Below are 20,706 nucleotides of genomic sequence, written 5' to 3'. Positions count from 1 at the left end.
ATGGTTAGCAAAACACACTGTGGCATGGTTTCGCTTGGGTAAAGGAGATCGGGACAATGCGGTTTTTATCCCGGTCGAAATTGTGCTCTTTCAAGCTCCGGGCAAGGCGCGTCCTGCATAGTCGCGTCGGGCCCTGCCGCGCTTCCGGATGGAGGCATGGTGGGGCGGATTCAAGCGGAGTTTCGACGTCCCACGGGGACGAGCGAGGCTCCAGGGGGCATTCGGATGGTATCGACTTATCTCAGCTACGACCTCATCAACCGCGATATGAAGACAAGCATTTCACGCGTGTCGCAGCAGGCAATCACCGAGCGTCAGACGAAATATTACAAGGAAAACATCGGCAATGTGAAAAGCGTCGATGAATTCCTCGATAACTATCAGCTCTATTCCTATGCCATGGATGCCTTCGGCCTCGGCGAGATGACCTATGCCAAAGCTTTCATGAAAAAGGTGCTGGAGAGCGACCTGAACGACCAGAACAGCTTCGCCAACAAGCTGACCGACGAGCGGTATCGGGAGTTCGCCGCTGCCTTCAATTTCACGGCGTCGACAAAGACGGTTCAGACGGAGGCACAGCTCGACAAGATGATCGGGCTCTACGGGACGTCGATCACCGACATGGATGACAGCCTTGCCGAAGAGACCCGCTATTACAAGGCGATCATCGGCACGGTCACCAACGTTGATCAGCTGCTCCAGAACGACAGGGCCCGCGCCTATATATTTCAGGTCTTCAGCATCGATGAGAAGACCTATACCTATTCCCATATCCGGGGATTGATGACGAGCGACATCGCCGATCCCGACAGCTACCTCAATCAGAAATTTGGCGCTGCCTATAATGATGCGGTCGAAAAGCTGACCATGAAAGGTAATATCGAACTGCACGCGGAGGTCACGGCGCGGATCGCCGCAATCGACACTTCGCTCGCGGGAACGGAACTGACAGACGAGCAGCGCACGGCGCTCGAGGCGGAAAAAGTTACCAGGCAGGACCAGCTGACGCAGCTCGAAGCCGTGTTGCCACCCAAGAGCGAGTGGGAAGCGAAGCTTGCCGCGATCACCGCAGAACAGACGACGCTTTCAAATGCCGTTACCCAATATAACAAGATGGCACAGCTCGCCGCCGCCTTCGAATTCAAAAACGATGGCACCGTTGCCGCCGGCGGAGCGCAGAAAGCTGACAATATCAAGGTGATGACGGATGCCTACATCAGCAGCGCACCGCGCGTGACACCGACGGTCGCCACGCTGAACCGGGACTATTTCGAATCGAAGATCGGTTCGATCAAGACCGTGGACGAACTGCTCTCGGATACGCGTCTCCTCAACTATATCAAGGTTGCCTTTGACCTTAACGACCTGACGATCGTGACGGCGACGATCGAGAATATCCTGACCAGCGACCTGAACGACCCGAACAATTACATCGCGACTTTTGGCAAGAACGACAAGCGCTACCTCGCCATGAGGAACGCGTTCAATTTCAAGACGGACGGAACGCTTGCCGACGGCACGACGCCGCAGACGACGCTGCAGACCGCGACCACGACAAGCGGCTACATGACCCATTACGGCGAAAAGGATGACGCCGCCGACGAGAAGGCGCTTACCTTATTCAAGAGTGACATTAGAAGCGTCACCTCCGTCAAGGATTTCCTCGACAGCAGCGCAGTCTATAATTATGCGCTGAAGGCCGTCGGCCTCGATCCGGCCAAGGTGAATGCGGCGGATATCCGCAAGGTCCTCACCAGCGATCTTCAGGACAAAAAGAGCTACGTCTATACGCTGAAAGACGAGCGATATGTCAAACTGGCGGAGCTTTTCAACTTCGCACCGGACGGAAGCCTGGGCTCCCCGGTGCTGGCACAGTCGGAAATCGAGATGCAGACCATGTCGGCTGACTACATCAAGAAGAAGTCGGCTTTCGGCACTGAGAAAGACAAGGAAACCGCCAAGAAGGAGGCGGAATATTTCACGGGCGAGATGCAGAAGATCAAGACCCTCAAGGATTTTCTGAGCAATGATCGTCTCACGGAATTCGCGATGGAATCGCTTGGCATCGATCCCAAAACTGTGACGAAGGAACAGCTGCAGAAGATGTTCTCGTCGAAACTGGATGATGGCGAAAGCTATCTCAACAAGGAAATGGATCCGGTCTTCCGCCGTCTCGTCACCGCCTTCAACTTCGATTCTGACGGCAATATCCTTCACGAAGACCGCAGCCTGATCCAGACACGGCGCGGTCTCTACGAGACACTGGACAATTATCTGACCCAGACCCTGGAGACGCAGGCGGGCGAAGAGAATGCCGGCGTCCGTCTGGCGCTTTATTTCAAGCGCATCGCGGCAGGCACGACGTCCTATTATTCCATTCTTGCCGATACCGCGATCCAGAGTTTCATCAACACCACCTTCGGCATTCCTGACGAACTCGGCAATGCCCCGGTCGATACGCAGGTGGCGATGATGAAGAAATATTTCGACATCAAGGATTTTCAGGACCCGGAAAAGGTAAAGAAGCTCGTCGCGCGTTTTACCGTCATGTATGACAACGCGCAGAACACCACAGATCCCATCATGATGCTGTTCAATGGCAGCGGCTCTGCGGGAATCAGCGGCGATACGCTGCTGGCGGTAGCGACGCTGCGCGCGCGATAGGCGCGTTCGGACCGGCTTGTCAGCAGGGGGCGCTCGACGATCCGCCGCCGGATTACCAGCCCGGCAGCATATGTCCGGCGCGCAGGCGCGGCATCTTCGGATAGGTCTTCACATCGCTGTCCATCTCGTCGACCACGCTCATCGGTGAGATATTGTCGAGGCAGGCGGTGATATGGTCGGTGATGGCATTCACCAGCGATGGGGAAAGGCCCGGTCGTTTCATCAGGCCGATCTGCACCGGCGGCAGCGGCGGGAAGCCGTCTGCGGCGGTCAGAACCTTCATGCCGGTGCGCAGCGCCGATTCCGGCAGCACCGAAACAGCCATGCCCGCCAGCACGGCGGCGGCAACGACGGTTGAAGACCAGCTGGTGAATAGCACCTGGTAGTCGCGCCCATCGGCATCGAGCGCCGAACAGGCGAGCTGGCGCCAGTGGCAGTCACGTCGTCCGACGGCGAGGGGCACCGGGGCATCGTCCTTCAGCGGATGGTTGGCGGAAGCGACCCAGCACAGCGGTTCGGTGCGCACCACATCCGACGAGCGGGCCCGCGGATTGTGGGTGACGAGAGCGATATCCAGTTCGCCGCGCGCCATTTTTTCCGCAAGGCTAACCGACGGCTCGCAGACGATGTAAAGCTCGACATTCGGATGAGTCTTCGCGAAGCGCCCGATGATCTCGGGCATGTAACGGTCGGCATAGTCATCGGGCGTGCCGATGCGCAGCGTGCCCTCCAGCCGGTTGTCATCGAAGGCGGCGATCGCCTCGTTATTGAGGCGGATGATGCGGCGGGCATAGTTCATCAGCTTTTCGCCTTCCGCCGTCAGGCGGTTGCCACGCCCGTCCTTGGCGAAGAGCTGTTTGCCGATGCGTTCTTCCAGCCGTCGCATCTGCATCGAGACGGCGGACTGTGTCTTGAAAACGCGGTCTGCGGCCTTGGTGAAGCTGCCCGTATCGACGATGGCGATGAAGGTGTGCAGCTGGTCTATGTCGAGAGGTGCGGACATGGATGGTCATCCATCAGAATGATTGATGTCTTACATTAGAAACATTCGTTGGACTGATCAATAGTCTTGCGACATTTTGACACCAAGCAAATCAATCTCAACCCCGGGCCGGCGAAACGTCAGGCCCCCAACCCGAGGCAGCTTCTCGCGCGTGGTGCGCCGGGGGCGGTGCCGCATCGTGCCGTTACGAAAGGATAAGTGTCATGCGCACGGCAGAACGGAGAATGGAACTGGAACTTGCAACAGCACGGCCGAACGATACGTTCCGCCGCGTCGCTTTCCGCGTCAAGACCTTCGTGCAGCGCATCTACAATCGTATCGTGGCGAATGGCCTCACCGAGCTGGATGATCGTCTTCTCGCCGATATCGGCCTGGCAAGATCGGACGTCAGCGACGCCCTCAACACGGGCCTGCTGGAAGATCCCACCGCTCATCTGACCCGCGCGGCACGTCGACGGGCCGTAACAAGGTTCAAGACCCTTTGAAATAGTGCCATCCGGCGGGCCTCCAGCTGCCGGAGAGGCCCTCCAGCCGAAAGGTTTCCCCGCAGGGTGATTTGCCAATAGCCCTGCCTTTGCCCGGTGTCAGGCCCCCTCGGCCGCACCGGGTTTTTTTATGTCTGCGATTGGCGCTCTCGCGAAAACCCGAAGCGGTTCCGCTGGTTTTAATACTGGTATTCCTCGAACACAGGAAGAACCGAGCCGCCCCAGCGGCCATTGTAAAGCGCCAGCAAGTCTTCGGCGAGCGTCGTTTTCTTCGCCAAAACCTCGTCCAGCGAGGACAGGAATACGGTCTCGTCCTGACCTTCGCCATTCAGCCGGTTGCGGTTTTTCAGTCCGGTGCGGGAAATATCGAGCACTTCGCGCGCGATACCGAGAAGTGGCTTGCCGGCGATTTCAGCGTTCAGTCCCTTGGCCGGAACCGCATCACGAAGGGCGATGACCTCGTCGAAGCTCCAGGCCGCCGTCAGTGCGTCGGCAGCGTCCAGCGCTTGCCGATCGTAGAGAAGGCCGACCCAGAAGGCTGGCAGGGCGCATATGCGTCTCCACGGGCCGCCGTCGGCGCCGCGCATTTCCAGAAAACGCTTCAGGCGCACATCGGGGAACAGGGTGGAGAGATGGTTCGTCCAGTCGCCCATGGTCGGTTCCCATGCGGCGATTTCGCGCTTGAGCGCACCATTCATGAACTGACGGAAGGTGACATGAGTGCAATCATGGTATTTGCCGTCGCGCACGATGAAATACATCGGCACGTCGAGCGCCCATTCCACATAGTCCTTGAACCCGAAATCCTCGTTGAAGGTGAAGGGCAAGACGCCCGAGCGGCGATTGTCAGTATCGCGCCAGATATCGCCGCGCCACGAGAGAAGACCGTTCGGCTTGCCCTCCGTAAAGGGCGACGAGGCGAAAAGCGCCGTTGCCAGAGACTGCAGCTTCATGGAAACGCGCATCTTCTGACGCATGTCGGCTTCGGATGAAAAGTCGAGATTAACCTGAATGGTGCAGGTGCGGTACATCATGTCGAGACCCTTGGTCCCGACTTTCGGCATGTAGCGCGTCATGATCGCGTAGCGCGATTTCGGCATGCGTGGCGTTTCGTCAAAGGTCCACAGCGGGCTGCCGCCGATACCGAGGAAACGGATGCCCATCGGCTCCGCCACTTCGCGCAGCGTCGCCAGATGCTGGTTGGATTCCTTGCAGGTCTGGTGCAGGTTCTCAAGCGGCGCGCCCGAAAGTTCGAACTGCCCGCCCGGTTCGATGGAGATGGCACCCATGCCGTGTTGTTCGCCGAGGCCGATGATGTTTTCACCGTCCATTATCGGGTCCCAGCCGAGCTTCTCCTGCATGCCCTTCAAAAGTGCGGAAATGCTGGCATCGCCGAAATAAGGAACCGGCCGGTTGTCCTCGCGGAAAAAGGCGAATTTTTCGTGCTCGGTGCCGATACGGAAATCGGCTTCAGCTTTGTTACCGCCCGCCAGATAATCGGTAAGCTCCGTAACGGAGGAAAGGGGGGTCTGGTCGGTCGTGTCGCGTGCCATGGCTTACCTTGTTATGACGTCTCTGTTGCGGCGAGGCATATGATTGGCAGATAGGGCCGTATCGTAGCTGGAGGCAAATGAATTTCTTTTAAAGATGCATGAAGAGCAACGGAGCATTCAGTTCCAGTCGCCGACCGTGGCCTGAATGACCGCCAGTGCGGCAACCGCAGCCGTATCTGCCCTCAGAATGCGCGGCCCGAGCGGAATGGGGGTGACGAAGTCGAGGCTGCGCAGAAGCTCCCTTTCTTCCTCCGAGAATCCACCTTCCGGACCGACCAGCAATGCGATTTTGCGTTCCTTCACTGCCTGCAGGATCGGCAGCGGATTTTGCCCCGTATCGCCTTCGTCGCAATAGATGATGCGCCGGTCGTGGGGCCAGGTGTCCAGTATGTCCTTCAGTTTCACCGGCTCGGCTACCTCGGGCAGGGACAGTATGCCGCACTGCTCGGCGGCTTCGATGGCGTTGGCGCGCAATTTTTCGGTGTTGTGAATCTTGCCTTGGACATGCTGTGTCATCACCGGCTGTAACAGGCCGGCCCCCATCTCCACCGCCTTCTGCACCAGGTAATCCATGCGCCCGACTTTCAGCGGCGCGAAAAGATAATGCAGGTCCGCGGGGTTTGGCTGAGGCCGCGTCTGTTCGAGGGGGACGAGCACGATCTTCTTGCGGCTCGGAAAGGCAAGTTTCGCTCTCCACTCGCCGTCGCGACCGTTGAACAGCAGGATTTCCGCACCATCGGTCATGCGCAGCACATTGGCGAGATAGTTGAACTGTTCGGCGGTCGCCTCCAGCGCGACGCCTTCGGCAAGGCTGGCTTCGATATACAGGCGTTGCATCCGGAAATTGGCGCGCATGGGATTTTTCGGCTTTAGAGAAAGAGGAAGGACATGAACCAGTAGAGCAGCGCCGCGAGCGCTGCACTGGAGGGAACGGTGACCAGCCAGGCGGCGATGATCGTCATGAAGTGGGAGCGGCGGACAAGATATCGGCGGCGTATCTCCGAAGGATTGTCGGCATATTTGTCAGACCGGCGGGGTTGGCCGTCACCAACCTGGACCAGATCCTGCCGCCTGCGGGACGATTGCGTGTACCATTCACGGAAAAAGCCGACGCCGAACACCGCGCCGATCGCCGTATGGGTGGTGCTGACCGGCAGACCAAAACGCGAGGCGACGAGAACGGTGAGCGCAGTTGCCACCGAAACGCAGAAGGCACGCATCGGGTTGAGCTTGGTGATCTGCTCACCGACGAGGCGGATGAGGCGCGGGCCATAAAGAAGGATACCGCAGGAGAGCCCGAAGGCGCCGACCAGCATCACCCACAGCGGCGCACGTGCAGAGGTGCTCACCGCCTCGTCATGCAGGGCCCGCACGATGGCCACGACTGGGCCAATGGCGTTCGAAACGTCATTAGCCCCATGCGCGAAGGACATCAGGCCGGCGGCGAGAACGAGCGGCCACTGGAACAGGATGCGAAGCGACTGGTTGCGGTTTTCCAGTCCTTCCGACTGCTTGCGGATGATCGGCACGCCAAGCCGCCAGACGACAAGCCCGGTCACCAGCCCAATCAGGCTGGCGTGGCCAAGCGACACATGCATGAGCTGCCGCAACCCGACCCAGATGAGATAAGCCGTAAAAACACCCGCCATCAAACCGATGAGGACCGGCACCCACCGCTGCGCCGCGCCAATCTTGTCCTCATGGTAAATGATGAATTCCTTGATGAAAGCAAGGATGATGATGGCTATGGCGGCGCTGATGAAAGGCGCGAGGACCCATGCGAAGGCGATGCTGCCGAGCGACAGCCAGTCCACTGCTTTTGCTCCGTAGGCGGCCATGCCCGCGCCCGCGACTCCGCCCACGACCGTATGAGTGGTTGAAATCGGTGCTCTGGTCCAGGTCGAGATATTGACGAGAAGGCCGGCGGCGAGAAGCGCAGACAGCATTGCCCAGGAGAAAACGGTTCTGTCGGGAATGGTCTCGATGTTGATGATGCCGCTGGAAATGGTTTCGACGACATTGCCGCCGGTGATCAGCGCCCCCGCAATCTCGCAGATCGCGGCGATGATGAGCGCGACGGCAAGCGGCATCGCCTTGGCGCCGACCGCGGGGCCGACATTGTTCGTCACGTCATTGGCGCCGATATTGATTGCCATATAGGCGCCGATGGCGACGGCGGCGATGATGATGACGGCGCCCGAAGTGCCTACGACAAAAGCGCCGGCGAAGACCGCCGCCAGAACGACGAACATGAAGCCGGCGCCAAGGCCCGCAAGCTGCTGTGTGACATGCAGCGTCGCTTCTTCGACACGGGTAATCTTGTCGAGATCCTTGTCGAGCGTCGGCTTCATGTTTGATGGCGGCTTCAATGCCATTCAGACCTCGTTTGCCAGCATTCCCTTTCGTCCGGCAGTGTCGCAGGTTGAAGGCAATTTACAGAAAGACTGTTACATCTCGTACATCTTTCCAAAAGGAAAGACGATAAAAGCCGTGTTGGAAAAACAAACTGCAAATTGCCACACCTGGGGCGGCCGCACTATTTTGAATGCGTCATCCGTTTGTCGAAAGCGAGCATCAGCGCTTTCAGTTCCGGCTCGTTGACCCGTCTGGTCGCCTCCTGGGGGCTGACCCATTCCAGTCGCCTGGATTCCTTTTCAGGAAAGCTATCCTGCATTTCGGAAACTTCGAGCAGATGCACCTGAACCCTGCATGGCACATTGATGCCGCTGTTCAGTTTTTTCTCGTATTCGTAGTAACCGAAGGGGGCCTTCTCCACCGTGCCCTTGACGCCTGCTTCCTCATAGGCTTCCTGCTCGGCTACCGCATGGGCCTTTTTATGCGCCATGGGCCAGCCTTTGGGAATGACCCATCGTCCCGTGTCCCTGCTTGTCAGCAGCAGCACTTCAGGCCCCGGATTTTTCTTGGAGAACCGATAGCACAGCGCCGCATATTGCTGCCGCGGCGGTCTGCGCAACATCAAGCCAACATCTGTCGCCAATCGATTCAAAATCTTCAATCCGAATAGGTCCTTCTTTGCCTGCCTATGATAATTGCTAATATAGATATCCCGTAAATTCCGCCAATCCCCCAACCTCCATAACCCACTACTGTCTTCACGCTTGTGAAGCCTGCGGAAAAGATGATGCGGCAGATTTGCGAACAAAGTTTCGACCGGGTGGTTCCCCGGCCAACAGCCCGATTGCGGTCTCACGGATGCGTCCTTTTCACACCGTCCGCAACCAAAGCATCGATAACGGAACGCTTCAGGCGGGGCGCAGTCCCCAATGGCGCAGGCCTTCAACCACGCCGTCCGCTTCGGACGCGCCCGAGCGGAAATAACGGCTGTCGAGATCAGCCAGCGATACAAGCTCCGGCAGGGCGTTGCCGACAATGACGCCACGAATGTCCGTCAACTCGAACATCGCCCGATCATTGCCAGTATCGCCTGCTACCACTGATTCGTCGAGGCCGATACGCAATTGTCCACATAACCATGCGAGCGCCGCGCCCTTGTCGGCGGCCTTCGGTAATATATCCAGATCGCGCCCGCTGGAATAGACGATCCGGGCTTCGATATCGGCCCCGATCAGCGCAGCCTCGATATCGGCCAGTGTCGCTTCATCTGCGTCATGCAGGAACCAGCTGGACTTGAGGCCATGCTGGTAACGCTCCTCCTGCATCGTCACGCCCGGAACAGCGCTCATTACATCGGCAATTTTCTTTGGGTCGAATCCGGTGCCGAGCGAATGCGTGTAGGCGCTCTCCAGGTCGCTGCGCTCCTTGGCATGCAGCATGGTGCCGACCCCGCCGATGATGTAATCAGGTCGGGGCAGCGGCACTTCTTCCAGAAGGGCGAGCTGGTCATCCACCAGCCTGCCGCTGTTGAACACCAGAACCGGACGGCGATCGTCCGGCAATGACTGCCAGAAATCCCGGAACCGCCGCGTGGCGTCATTATCGCCCACGACGGTGCCGTCGAGATCCGTTGAAAAAAGGCGAAGCGGTCTCAATCGCCGTCATTCCATGGTTCGGCCCAGTCGGCTTCCTCGAGGACCGGCATCATGGTCCTGCCTTCCACCACGGCCAGAAGCTGCTGAGCAATCCCGGTCCATGTGAAGAGGCTGCGCGCCTTATGCGCGCCCATGCGGGAGAGGCGCCCATAGAGTCGCTCGTGCTTGAACGGCTTCATCATGGTGATGCCAAGATCCTCCTTGTCGAAGGGATCGGCGAATAACGCATGGCGACCATAGCTGACGGCTCGGAACAATCCGCCGTGAATGGTAACAACGGTCGGTGTGCCGCTTGCCATCGCCTCGATGGCCGTCATGCCGAAGGGCTCGTAGCGGCTGGACAGCACGAAGAGATCGGCCGCGCGATAGATGTCGGGCAGGTCTTCATCCGCGACATAGCCGGAGAATACCACCTTCTCCTCCAGCCCGAGCGATTTCACCCGCTCCTTGAGCTGGTTGAGGATGGTGGTTTCCTGCTCGTCCATGTTCTCGCCGCCCACGGCAAGATGCAGGCGCGCCTCCGGCTCGCGCTCGGCAAGAACCGAAAAGCCGTCGATCAGCAGGTCATAGCCCTTGTTGGTAGCAAGTCGTCCGAGCGCCAGCACCACCTTGCCTTCAAATCCGAAACGCTGGCGTATCATCTGCCGTGTCGCATCCGATACCGGAAAAAAGCGGTTGTCGTCATAACCCGGCGGAATCATGTGGATGTGCTTGCGCTTTTGCCCGTAGTCTTCAATGAGGACGTCGAGCTGCACCGGCGTGGTGGCGATCACCATGTCGCAGCTGCGGTAGATGATGAGTTCGTGCTGAATGCGTTCCTTAAAATTGAATTCCAGTTCGAACGTATCGGCCTTTTCCGGATAGTCGGTTTCCATCTGGCGTTTTTTCCAGATGCCCAGCGAATGCGGCGTATGCAGATGTGGGATTTTCAGCGCCTCGGAAAGCCGCTGACCGGCGACGCCTGCATCCCAGTAGTGGCTGTTGATGAAGGAGTAGTTGAGATCGTTTTTCTTGATGAAACGCAGCGCATTTTCGCACCATTCCATCAGGTGTCGGTGCAGATATTCCTTGGGAATGAAGTCACGCCCGCCGCAGGGAATGCGCACCACGCGGACGCGCTCATCGACTTCGTCGAATTCCGGCTGGTCTTCGAAGCGGCGGGTATAAAGATCGACGGTATAACCGAGTTGGCCGAGTTTGCGTGCAAGCTCAAGCACATAAACCACCTGCCCCCCGGTATCAGCCGCGCCCAGTGGCGGATGCGCGGCGACATAGCCATGCGTCGATATGAGAGCTATCCGCGGATAGCGTTCAGTTTCGCTCGTGGTTGTCATGGGTCCCATCTTGGTAAATTTTTCCAATTAACCCGATAAAAAGACCAAAGAGCACAAAAGGTTCCATCAAAACCTGAATAAAATGGATTGCGTATTTCGCCTGAGGGCGTTTTTAATTACTCCGCTGCTGCTGCCGCAAACGGGAAATCCGGTCCCATTCCCGCGCCTGATGCGCCCTGGATGTCGTCTCAACGATGAAGTCGATGTGGGCCTCTGCCGCCGCCCGTGCCGATGCCGGATCGCCGGCGACGATGGCGTCGTAAATGGCGACATGCTGTCTCAGCACCTCGTCATGGGCGCCTGCGATACTGAAGATGATGTGGCGATTATAAAAGATGTCGTCGCTCAACAGCCGGTAGCAGGAGCGAAGCGTGTGCATAAGGACGATGTTGTGCGCCGCTTCGCCGATGGCGTTGTGAAACTCCACATCCCCCGCCAGTTCCTCTTCGAAGCGGCCTGCCTCGTGCGCATCGCGCATCCGCTCGACAATGGCGGCAAGGTTGCGCCTGTCCGGTTCTGTCGCCCGCTGCGCGGCAAGTTCGGCGGTCATGCCTTCAATATAACGGCGATATTCGAGAAAATCCCGCGTCGCCCGGCTGTGGCGGGTGATCAGCGCGCTTAAGGGATCGGAAAAGACCGGCCCGACAATATCGGCGACATAAGTGCCGCCACCATGCCGGCTCACGAGAAGTCCGCGGGTTTCGAGTTCCTTCAGCGCTTCGCGCAGGATAGGCCGCGAGACGTCGAGTTTCTGCGCCAGTTCCCGCTCGCCGGGCAGCCGGTCGCCATCGCGCAATATGCCGTCGAGGATCAGTTCTTCGAAACGTAAGATCACCTCCTGCGATGTGCGGCTGTGCTCGATGCGCGCAAAAAGCGTTTCGTCCATCGCAGAAGTCCCCGGCGAAATCCGCCCGTGTTTGATATCGTGTAAAGTATCAGGCAAGTCTCGCACTGGTCAAATATTCTGTCCAGTTCTCTCGCTCGCTGTATCAATGCCTGCGGCAACACGGCATCTGCCTTTTTGAATTGGCTTTTGTTAAAGCGGTCCCGACAGGGGCACTACAGCGGATTTTTCTGTCAGGTGGATCAAAACAGTGACATCGGCGTCGATCGTGGTGTTGTCATCACAAACGATGCCTTAGACATCAGCCATAAAAGCGGGGACGATATCGCAATGGCAAAGGGTAGATTTGCATTCGCAAGCGCGCCGGAACGGTCGCTGGCATTGGGCGAGGTGCATGCGCGGCCGACGGTGCTGCTTGCCCCGTCGCGCATCATCATCCAGCTTGCCTTCATGATGGATGGTGGCTCGGCCGTGCACCATTCCGTCATTGCGGAAATGTCGCGCAGCCGCGGTGTTGCGCCGCCGGAACGCGATGCGCGTCACCACGCCATGCCGTGGGGGCAGGGGACCTTGCGCTGGGAGCGACATACCGAATTTTCGACCTGGTTCTGGGATGGCCCTGCGCCGGAAAAATTTGGCGGGGAGATTGCCGGCGATCCCTTCGGTGACGGCTTTTCGCCGCCCGGCTCGCTGATCTCGGGCGTGCGGCTGGAAATTCGGCCGGAGAGTGGTTTTACCTCGCAGGCGGAAACAATCTTCGAGCCGACCAGCCTCTGTCATAGCGACGTGCGCGACGGTCAGGCGGCCATCCTCACCGATTTCAGGCAGGATCGCGATGGGCTGACGCAGATATTGGTGATCGACCGGGGCCTCAGCGATTACAGCCGCGGCGCGCTGGTGCAGCGGCTGCTGGATATTGAAACCTATCGCACGCTTGCCATGCTCGGCCTGCCGATGGCGCAGACGCTCTCGCCGGAAATCCGCCGCATCGAGGATGGCTTGACGGGCATCACCCAACGCATGAAAAACGGCGCGCGTGACGAGGCGGATGCGCTGCTGGCCGAAATGACCCGGCTTGCTGCGGAACTCGAAGCCAATGCCGCCCTCAGCCTCTATCGTTTCGGTGCCAGCCGCGCCTATGACGGCATCGTGCGCGAACGCATACGGGCGCTCGCGGAAACGCCTGTTCATGGCCATGAGACGATGGGCAGTTTTCTGGAGCGGCGCATGGCGCCGGCCATGCGCACCTGCCAGTCGGTGGAAGAGCGGCAGGCGAACCTGTCGCGCAAGCTCTATCGCGCCACGGCTCTGGTTCGAAGCTGGATTGATGTGGAGCTGGAACGGCAGAACACCGTGCTACTCAATACCATGAACAAGCGCGCCGCCATGCAGCTTCGCCTGCAGCAGACGGTGGAAGGCCTGTCTGTCGCCGCCATCTCCTATTATGTCGTCGGGCTTATCGGTTATCTCACCAAGGCAATCAGCCATGATGTGCTGCCGGTCGACCCGGCCGTGGTCACCGGCGTTTCCGTGCCCTTCGCCGTGCTTGGCGTCTGGTGGGTAGTGCGCCGCATCCGCCGCTCCCATGCGGAGGGCGGGCACTGAGTGTCAGCCCTGCTCCCAATAGGGCGACGGCCCATAAAGCGCGGCGAGATAATCGATGAACAAGCGCACTTTGGCGGGCAGGAACTGTCGGCTGGGATAAACCGCCGAGAGTGTGACGTTGCGCGACCCTTCATAACCGGGCAGCACCTGCACCAACTTCCCGCTTCGCAATTCATGGCCGATATCCCATGTCGAACGCAGCGCAACACCAAGCCCTGATATCACCGCCTCACGGATCACCTCGCTCGAATTGGTGACCAGCATGCCTTCAGGCCGAATGCTGAGCGCGCCGCCCGGTCCCTCCAGCCGCCAGATGTCATTATTGTGCGCCGGCAGGCAGCGATGTTTCTTCAGATCCTCGATCGTATCCGGCATGCCATGCGCGGCTACGTAGTCGGCCGAGGCGCAAAGCACGCGCCGCACCGGTGCCAGCCTGCGGGCCACGAGGCTGGAGGAGTTGAGATCGGCGATACGGATCGCCAGATCGTAACCGCCCTCGATAATATCGATGAACTCATCGCTCAGCACCAGATTGACCGACAGGTCCGGATGCCGCTCCATGAATGTCTTCAGATGTGGCGCGATATGCATGCGCCCGAAAGAGGTGGGTGCGGAAACCTTCAGCGTGCCGTTGACGGTATTGGCCCGGCCGGAGACGAAATCCTCCGCCTCTTCCAGCCCTTCGAGAACAGCCAGCACCCGTTCGTAAAAGCCTTGCCCCGCTTCGGTCAAAGAGATTTGTCGCGTGGTGCGCTGGAACAGCCGGGCACCGAGCTTTTCTTCCAATCGCTTGATGCGCTTGGAAATGACGGCGGGCGAATAACCAAGCTCCTTGGCAGCAAGCGACATGCTGCCGGAGGCGGCAACGCTGGCAAAGACTTCGAGATCACCCAGATTTGTCATAGTTGCCCTCGATTGTTTCCAGAATAGAAAAAATCCATAACATTTGATTGCGCAGCTTCAAAGTGGTAAAGAAACAATACCAGTTATCGGCACGGAGGAGCGGCGGTGACGCAGCCTATAAAGTTTCTGGAGCCGCGCGCTCAGGTCTTGGCGGATCGCGAACGAATTATCGCCGACCTCAAGACCGTCCTGCCTGATGACTGTCTTGTGCACGAGCCCCGCGAACTCGTGCCTTTCGAGACCGATGCTTTCGTTTCCTATCGCCGTCTGCCGCTCGCCGTCGCTTTGCCGAGAACGACGGAGGAGGTGGCGGCTGTCATGACATATTGCCATCGCTCCGGCATTCCGGTCGTGCCGCGCGGGGCCGGCACCTCGCTTTCAGGCGGCGCCATCCCGCAGGAAGACGCCGTGGTGATCGGCCTGTCGAAGATGAGTGCGATCCTTGAGCTTGATTTTTACAATCGCACGGCGCGGGTACAGGCGGGCGTCACCAATCTCTCCATCTCCGATGCCGCAGGCGCGGAGGGTTTCTTTTATGCACCCGACCCCAGCTCGCAGCTTGCCTGCACCATCGGCGGCAATATCGGTATGAATTCCGGCGGCGCGCACTGTCTGAAATATGGCGTCACCACCAATAATCTGCTTGGCGTCAAGATGGTGCTGGTCGATGGCACGGTGCTCGAGCTGGGCGGCAAGCATCTGGATGCTGCAGGTTACGACCTGCTCGCGCTTGTCTGCGGCTCCGAAGGCCAGCTCGGTATCGTGACGGAGGCAACGGTGCGCCTCATCGCCAAGCCGGAGGGCGCGCGCCCGGTGCTGTTCGGTTTCGAAACCTCCGAAGAAGCGGGCTCCTGCGTCGCGGATATCATTGGCGCGGGCATCATCCCTGTTGCCATCGAGTTCATGGACAAACCGGCCATCGAAATCTGCGAGGCCTTCGCCAAAGCGGGATATCCGCTTGACGTCGGTGCGCTTCTGATCGTGGAGGTCGAAGGCTCCGAGGCGGAAATGGACGCCATGCTGGCCGATATCGTGGCCATTGCCCGACGACATGGCGTGAAGACGGTGAAGGAATGTCAGTCGGCAATGGAGGCGGCCGCGATCTGGAAAGGCCGCAAATCCGCCTTTGGCGCAACGGGTCGTATCGCGGATTATATCTGCATGGACGGCACGGTGCCGCTCTCCCAGCTTTCCCATGTGCTGAAAAAGACGAGCGAAATCACCGATCGCCTCGGCCTGCGCGTCGCCAATGTCTTCCATGCCGGTGATGGCAACATGCACCCGCTGATCCTGTTCAACGCCAATGACCCTGACGATGCGGCCCGTGCGGAAGAAGCGGGCAACGAAATTTTGAAGCTCTGCGTAGATGCCGGCGGCTGTTTGACCGGTGAACATGGTGTGGGCATCGAAAAGCGTGACCTGATGCGCCACCAATATGGCGAGGCCGATCTCGCCCAGCAGATGGCGGTGCGAGCAGCCTTTGACGAGGGCTGGTTGATGAACCCTTCCAAGGTGTTTCCGCTGGAGGGGAGGGGTTGATGGGCGCTGGATTTATGATGTTGCAGGGTGTGGCTTACCCCCCTCTGCCCTGCCGGGCATCTCCCCCTCAAGGGGGGAGATCGGCAAGGGGAGAACACCCTGCCCATGGAACGGGTGAGTGCGGTATATCGATCTCCCCCCTTGAGGGGGAGATGCCCGGCAGGGCAGAGGGGGGTATCACTTGCTCGAAGGCAACAATCGCATGCTGACGCCCTACGCGGAAACCCAGGTCGCCGACATCATCCGCGATCATGCCACGCGCAAAACCCCGCTGAAAATCTTCGGCGGCAACACTCGCTCCGGTTTCGGCAATGCGGTGACGGCGGAGACCGTGCTGACCTCCCGTGCGATGAACGGTATCGTTTCCTACGTCCCCGCCGAAATGGTCATGACTGCCAAGGCTGGCACGCCGCTCGCAACTGTCGAAGCGGCGCTGGCAGAAAATCGCCAGATGATGGCCTTCGAACCGATGGACCATCGCCCCATCATGGGCACCCATGGCGAACCGACCATTGGCGGCGTCTTTGCCGCCAATGTTTCCGGTCCGCGCCGCTATGTGGCGGGTGCGGCGCGCGACAGCCTGCTGGGCATCCGTTTCGTTAATGGCAGTGGCGAGATCATCAAAGCCGGCGGCCGGGTGATGAAGAATGTCACCGGTCTCGATCTGTCGAAGTTTCTCGCTGGTTCTTTCGGCACGCTTGGGTTCCTCACCGAAGTCACATTCCGCGTGCTGCCGAAACCGCCCGTCGAAAAAACCGTTGTCGTGTCCGGCCTTGATGACGAGGCGGCGACACGCATCATGGCGGCGGCGATGGCGATGAGCGTCGAGGTCTCCGGCGCGGCGCATCTGCCTGAAAGCGTGCGTTCCAGCTTTATCGATGGCGGCTTGCCGGAAGGACCGGCCACCATTCTGCGTCTGGAAGGCCTTGCGGCCTCGGTGGAGGCCCGCACGGCTAAACTCCTGTCGGTCATGGATCGCGTCGGACCCTGGGCGCTGCTGGAGGGCGAGGAAAGCAGTCTTTTGTGGCGGCAGGTCCGGGATGTCGCGCCCTATGTCGGCCAATCCGCCAAGCCGCTCTGGAAAGTCTCGGTAGCGCCTTCGATGGGCCACCAGCTTGTTGCGGCGCTGCGCATGGAGGCAGGCATCGACGCCTTCTATGACTGGCAGGGCGGCCTGGTCTGGATGCAGATGGAGGCGGACCCCGAAGCCCATCTGCTGCGCGGCGCAATCCGTGCGCTCGGCGGTGGCCATGCCACGCTGGTAAGGGCGAGCGATGCTGTGCGCGCCAAAGTCGCGGCCTTCGAACCGCGCCCGGCGGCGGAAGCACTGCTTTCCGCGCGTATCAGGGAGAAGCTCGATCCCGTGGGCATCTTCAATCCCGGCAAGATGGCCGTAACGATGGAAAGGGCCGTCTGAACCATGCAAACATCCTTCACGCCTGAGCAGCTGGCCGATCCACATGTGGCGGAATCCGAAAAAATCCTGCGCAAATGTGTGCATTGCGGCTTCTGCACCGCCACCTGTCCCACCTATGTCACGCTTGGCAACGAGCTGGATAGCCCGCGCGGCCGCATCTACCTCATCAAGGACATGCTGGAAAACAGCCGTCCGGCCGACCGCGAGGTGGTCACCCATATCGACCGCTGTCTTTCCTGTCTTGCCTGCACCACCACCTGTCCCTCCGGCGTGGATTACATGCATCTGGTCGATCATGCCCGCGCCCATATCGAGCAGACGTACAAGCGCCCCTTCATGGATCGGCTGATCCGCAATCTTCTGGTCGGCATATTACCCCATCCTGCCCGTTTCCGGCTGGCCCTGCATCTGGCCCGTCTGGCACGGCCTTTCGCCGGTCTTTTTGCAAAGGCTCCCGCGCTGAAACCGCTGCAGTCCATGCTTGCTCTCGCACCGGCCGCGGTCCCTCCAGCGTCGGCGTCAAGCCGCCCGGGCGCGCGACCGGCCGAAGGTGAAAAGCGGGGGCGCGTCGCCATTCTCACCGGCTGCGCCCAGCCGGTGCTTGATCCCGGTATCAATGAGGCGACGCTGCGGCTGCTTACGCGGCTCGGTATCGAGGTCGTTGTGCCGAAAGGGGAGGGCTGCTGCGGTTCGCTGGTGCATCATATGGGGCGGAAGGAAGAGGCGCTGGCTTCTGCTCGGCGGAATGTCGATGTCTGGACGCGCGAGATGGAGAATGGCGGTCTCGACGCCATCATCATCACCGCGTCCGGCTGCGGCACCACCATCAAGGATTACGGCCATATGCTTCGGCTTGATCCGGCCTATGCCGAAAAAGCCGCGCGGGTCTCGGCTCTGGCAAAGGACATCACCGAATACCTCGCCACGCTCGATCTGCCGCAACAGCAAAGCCAGGGGCTGACGGTCGCCTATCACTCCGCCTGCTCCATGCAGCACGGTCAGAAGATCACGCTTGCGCCGAAACAACTGCTGAAGGCGGCGGGTTTTGCCGTGCGTGATCCGGCGGAAGGGCATCTCTGCTGCGGCTCGGCCGGAACCTACAACATCCTGCAACCGGAAATTTCCGGCAAGCTCAAGGCGCGCAAGGTGAAGAACATCGAGGCCACGCGGGCAGATGTCATCGCGACAGGAAATATCGGCTGCATCACGCAGATCGGAACCGGCACGGACATGCCGATCCTGCACACTGTCGAGCTTTTGGACTGGGCTTATGGCGGGCCGAAGCCGGCTAGACTCTCGGTTTAGAACGCCGCGCACCAGTAAAGCCCGTCGTGCATGAGAAAAGATTCGCCTGAGCGTCGTCGCTCTCGTTTCCTCATCCCTGTGCTTGTCACGGGGATCCAGCCAGTCCTTGGGCCGAGAAGATTCTTTCCGTCACGCGGACGCGCATCGTCCAGATTCCTGTGACAAGCACAGGGAGTGAGGGTGAGGGGATGCCCACCGGCTGCGAGGATGCGCCCCGCTTCCCAAGCCACCACTAGAACTTATACGCCACACCGAAATTCACCGCATTGGTGATGATGTCGGTCTTCAACGAGCCGCCGTTGTCAATATCGACATCGACGAAGGAATAGGTGCCCTTATATTCCACGAAGGTCGACCAGCTGTCGGTGATGCGGTAGCTGAGGCCGGCCTGCGCCTGCAGCGTTGCGCCGCCGAACTGGTATTCGAAAGTCTTGCCGGAGGGGCGGTACACTTCCACATGCGGCACGTTGATGCCGACGCCGGCGCCGACGTAAGGGGTGATCGGCAGGGATTCCAGCGGAAAGCGGTAGAGCGCGTTCAGCGTCAGTAGGTTCAGGCCGTCGGTGAATTCGAAATGCGACCAGCCTGAGCGGGCAAGCGTCTGGTCATCGGCATAGACCTTGTCATGGGTGAAATCGAGCGAGATACCGAAATTCCGGAGCTGACCCTCATCGAACCAGTAGGTGCCGCGCACGCCCCAGTAGGGCGGGTTGGAAAAGGACTTGCCTTCCCATCCGGCGCGGAAATCCGGACCGTCGGAAACTTTCACATCGCTGTGCGGTGCGCTTTGCCAGCCGCCGTAACCGGAAATTTCGAATTCGCCCGCGATTGCGGCAGAGAAGGAAACGCCGCTGAAGAGCAGGGCGCAAACAAATGAAGTATGGCGCGGCATGAAGTGAATCCAGATTGATATCAGTAATTCACCAAACCGTTTTTTGATAACATTTGAATGACAGAAACGAAAAACGGGCGGTCGATTGACCACCCGCTTTAAGGCCGTTCCGTCATCCCCCTGAGAGAGGTTCGGCGCCTGGCGTCCCCCGCCAAGTCTCATTCCGCTGAAGTGAGCCGGATTGTACCGCCGCAGGGCGGTAATTCAAGCGGATAAGCCGATACGCCCGTTCCGAAGCGGCCGGAAAGGCTGAACCGTTGCCGTCATATCACAATGACCTTGGTTCCGACGTTGACGCGCTCATAGAGATCGGTGACATCCTCGTTGCGCATGCGGATGCAGCCGGAGGAATTGTTGCTGCCGATCGTCCAGGGCTGGTTGGTGCCGTGGATCCGGTAAAGCGTCGAGCCGAGATACATGGCGCGCGCGCCCATCGGGTTGGCGGGGCCGCCTTCCATGAAGGCCGGCAGGTAATGTCCTTTTGCCGCCTCTCGGGTGATCATTTCCTTCGGCGGGGTCCAGCTCGGCCATTCCGCCTTACGGGTTACCTTGTGAGTTCCAGCCCATTCGAAACCGGGCTTGCCGACGCCGACGCCATAACGCCGGGCCTTGCCATCAGCAAGCACGAGATAGAGGAAACGGTTCGGCGTATCGATGACGATAGTGCCGGGTTTTTCATTGGTCGGATAGGTGACGATCTGCGGCAGGAATTGCGGCGCGATCTGGGTACGCACCGGCGCATTGGGGCGTACGGCTGCATTCTGCACCCGTGCCGGGCGCTGCGATGTGACGCCGGAGCTGGGGCGCTGCGGCATCGCGGCCTGGCGCTGCTGGAAGAACGGCTGGCGTGCGGCAGGTGCGCGCGGATAGACAACGGGGCGCACGTTGCCGCGGCCGCCGAGCTGGGTTACCCATGGCGCAGAAAGATCCGGGCTGACGACGACGGGCGGACGCTCGCGATAACGTTCATTGGCCATGGCGGCAGGGACGGCGAGGGTGGAAACGAGGCTCAGCGCCAGGAAAACGGACTTCATCGTCATCGGGTGGACTCTCTCTGCGGGACGTCGCAACTATGGATTTGCGGGATCATTCTCCCGCTTTGCCGAACACGTTCGCACCTTGACGCCAGCGAATCGTAAATGGCTGTTCATT

At 59.6% G+C, this 20,706-nt stretch carries 17 protein-coding genes; 6 read left to right on the top strand and 11 right to left on the bottom strand.

All coding sequences use genetic code 11. The features are described from left to right. Nucleotides 1-225 precede the first annotated feature (225 nt). The gene (locus FHW77_RS08695) at nucleotides 226-2,664 is read left to right on the top strand and encodes a DUF1217 domain-containing protein (protein ID WP_022555670.1); all 2,439 of its coding nucleotides are present in this window, start codon (nucleotides 226-228) and stop codon (nucleotides 2,662-2,664) included. Nucleotides 2,665-2,716: 52 nt separating this feature from the next. Here the strand turns inward: FHW77_RS08695 and FHW77_RS08690 are convergent, their stop codons facing one another. Then, nucleotides 2,717-3,667 carry a LysR substrate-binding domain-containing protein gene (locus FHW77_RS08690; RefSeq protein WP_004440144.1) on the bottom strand — a complete coding sequence of 317 codons (951 nt, stop codon included), beginning with the start codon at nucleotides 3,665-3,667 and terminating at the stop codon, nucleotides 2,717-2,719. A gap of 203 nt (nucleotides 3,668-3,870) precedes the next feature. Between FHW77_RS08690 and FHW77_RS08685 the strand changes: the two genes are divergently transcribed. After that, nucleotides 3,871-4,152, top strand: coding sequence for a YjiS-like domain-containing protein (locus tag FHW77_RS08685; RefSeq protein WP_004440146.1), 282 nt, complete (start codon nucleotides 3,871-3,873; stop codon nucleotides 4,150-4,152). Between the two features lie 179 nt (nucleotides 4,153-4,331). Here the strand turns inward: FHW77_RS08685 and FHW77_RS08680 are convergent, their stop codons facing one another. The 7 genes from FHW77_RS08680 to FHW77_RS08650 form a co-directional block, all read right to left on the bottom strand. After that, nucleotides 4,332-5,705, bottom strand: a complete 1,374-nt coding sequence (locus FHW77_RS08680; protein ID WP_004440148.1) for a glutamate--cysteine ligase — start codon at nucleotides 5,703-5,705, stop codon at nucleotides 4,332-4,334. A gap of 117 nt (nucleotides 5,706-5,822) precedes the next feature. Further along, nucleotides 5,823-6,560, bottom strand: a complete 738-nt coding sequence (locus FHW77_RS08675; protein ID WP_004440149.1) for a 16S rRNA (uracil(1498)-N(3))-methyltransferase — start codon at nucleotides 6,558-6,560, stop codon at nucleotides 5,823-5,825. Nucleotides 6,561-6,574: 14 nt separating this feature from the next. Further along, a complete protein-coding gene (locus tag FHW77_RS08670) occupies nucleotides 6,575-8,080 on the bottom strand; it encodes an inorganic phosphate transporter (RefSeq protein WP_004440151.1) in 1,506 nt (501 codons plus the stop codon). A gap of 161 nt (nucleotides 8,081-8,241) precedes the next feature. Beyond that, nucleotides 8,242-8,682 (bottom strand): NUDIX hydrolase, encoded by a 441-nt coding sequence (locus tag FHW77_RS08665; RefSeq protein ID WP_034495984.1) that lies wholly within the window; start codon nucleotides 8,680-8,682, stop codon nucleotides 8,242-8,244. A gap of 286 nt (nucleotides 8,683-8,968) precedes the next feature. After that, nucleotides 8,969-9,715 (bottom strand): HAD-IIB family hydrolase, encoded by a 747-nt coding sequence (locus FHW77_RS08660; protein WP_004440156.1) that lies wholly within the window; start codon nucleotides 9,713-9,715, stop codon nucleotides 8,969-8,971. Continuing rightward, nucleotides 9,712-11,058 (bottom strand): glycosyltransferase family 4 protein, encoded by a 1,347-nt coding sequence (locus FHW77_RS08655; RefSeq protein ID WP_004440158.1) that lies wholly within the window; start codon nucleotides 11,056-11,058, stop codon nucleotides 9,712-9,714. The genes FHW77_RS08660 and FHW77_RS08655 overlap by 4 nt, the downstream gene beginning before the upstream one ends. A 103-nt stretch (nucleotides 11,059-11,161) precedes the next feature. Next, entirely contained in the window at nucleotides 11,162-11,935 is a 774-nt protein-coding gene (locus FHW77_RS08650; protein ID WP_004440160.1) for a FadR/GntR family transcriptional regulator, read from the bottom strand. 288 nt (nucleotides 11,936-12,223) lie between these two features. Between FHW77_RS08650 and FHW77_RS08645 the strand changes: the two genes are divergently transcribed. Beyond that, nucleotides 12,224-13,498: a DUF3422 family protein gene (locus FHW77_RS08645; protein WP_004440163.1), complete on the top strand. Its 1,275-nt coding sequence runs from the start codon at nucleotides 12,224-12,226 to the stop codon at nucleotides 13,496-13,498. 3 nt (nucleotides 13,499-13,501) lie between these two features. Here FHW77_RS08645 and FHW77_RS08640 read toward each other — a convergent pair whose 3' ends face one another. Next, nucleotides 13,502-14,401: a LysR family transcriptional regulator gene (locus tag FHW77_RS08640; protein WP_004440165.1), complete on the bottom strand. Its 900-nt coding sequence runs from the start codon at nucleotides 14,399-14,401 to the stop codon at nucleotides 13,502-13,504. 105 nt (nucleotides 14,402-14,506) lie between these two features. Here FHW77_RS08640 and FHW77_RS08635 point away from each other — a divergent pair, with 105 nt between their 5' ends. From FHW77_RS08635 to glcF, 3 genes are all read left to right on the top strand, one after another. Next, entirely contained in the window at nucleotides 14,507-15,940 is a 1,434-nt protein-coding gene (locus FHW77_RS08635; RefSeq protein WP_004440167.1) for an FAD-linked oxidase C-terminal domain-containing protein, read from the top strand. A 202-nt stretch (nucleotides 15,941-16,142) separates the two neighbouring features. Further along, nucleotides 16,143-17,357, top strand: coding sequence for a glycolate oxidase subunit GlcE (gene glcE, locus FHW77_RS08630; RefSeq protein ID WP_034496299.1), 1,215 nt, complete (start codon nucleotides 16,143-16,145; stop codon nucleotides 17,355-17,357). Between the two features lie 3 nt (nucleotides 17,358-17,360). Continuing rightward, a complete protein-coding gene (glcF, locus tag FHW77_RS08625; protein WP_004440171.1) occupies nucleotides 17,361-18,662 on the top strand; it encodes a glycolate oxidase subunit GlcF in 1,302 nt (433 codons plus the stop codon). A gap of 232 nt (nucleotides 18,663-18,894) precedes the next feature. Here the strand turns inward: glcF and FHW77_RS08620 are convergent, their stop codons facing one another. Together FHW77_RS08620 and FHW77_RS08615 are read right to left on the bottom strand one after the other, a co-directional pair. Beyond that, complete coding sequence (locus FHW77_RS08620; RefSeq protein ID WP_004440172.1) at nucleotides 18,895-19,554, bottom strand: outer membrane beta-barrel protein; 660 nt, start codon at nucleotides 19,552-19,554, stop codon at nucleotides 18,895-18,897. Nucleotides 19,555-19,817: 263 nt separating this feature from the next. Beyond that, nucleotides 19,818-20,594: a L,D-transpeptidase gene (locus FHW77_RS08615; protein ID WP_004440174.1), complete on the bottom strand. Its 777-nt coding sequence runs from the start codon at nucleotides 20,592-20,594 to the stop codon at nucleotides 19,818-19,820. Between the last annotated feature and the right edge of the window lie 112 nt (nucleotides 20,595-20,706).

It is taken from the genome of Agrobacterium sp. RC10-4-1 (assembly GCF_014138475.1).
Lineage (GTDB): Bacteria > Pseudomonadota > Alphaproteobacteria > Rhizobiales > Rhizobiaceae > Agrobacterium > Agrobacterium pusense.
This window is presented reverse-complemented; position numbering and strand designations above follow the sequence as displayed.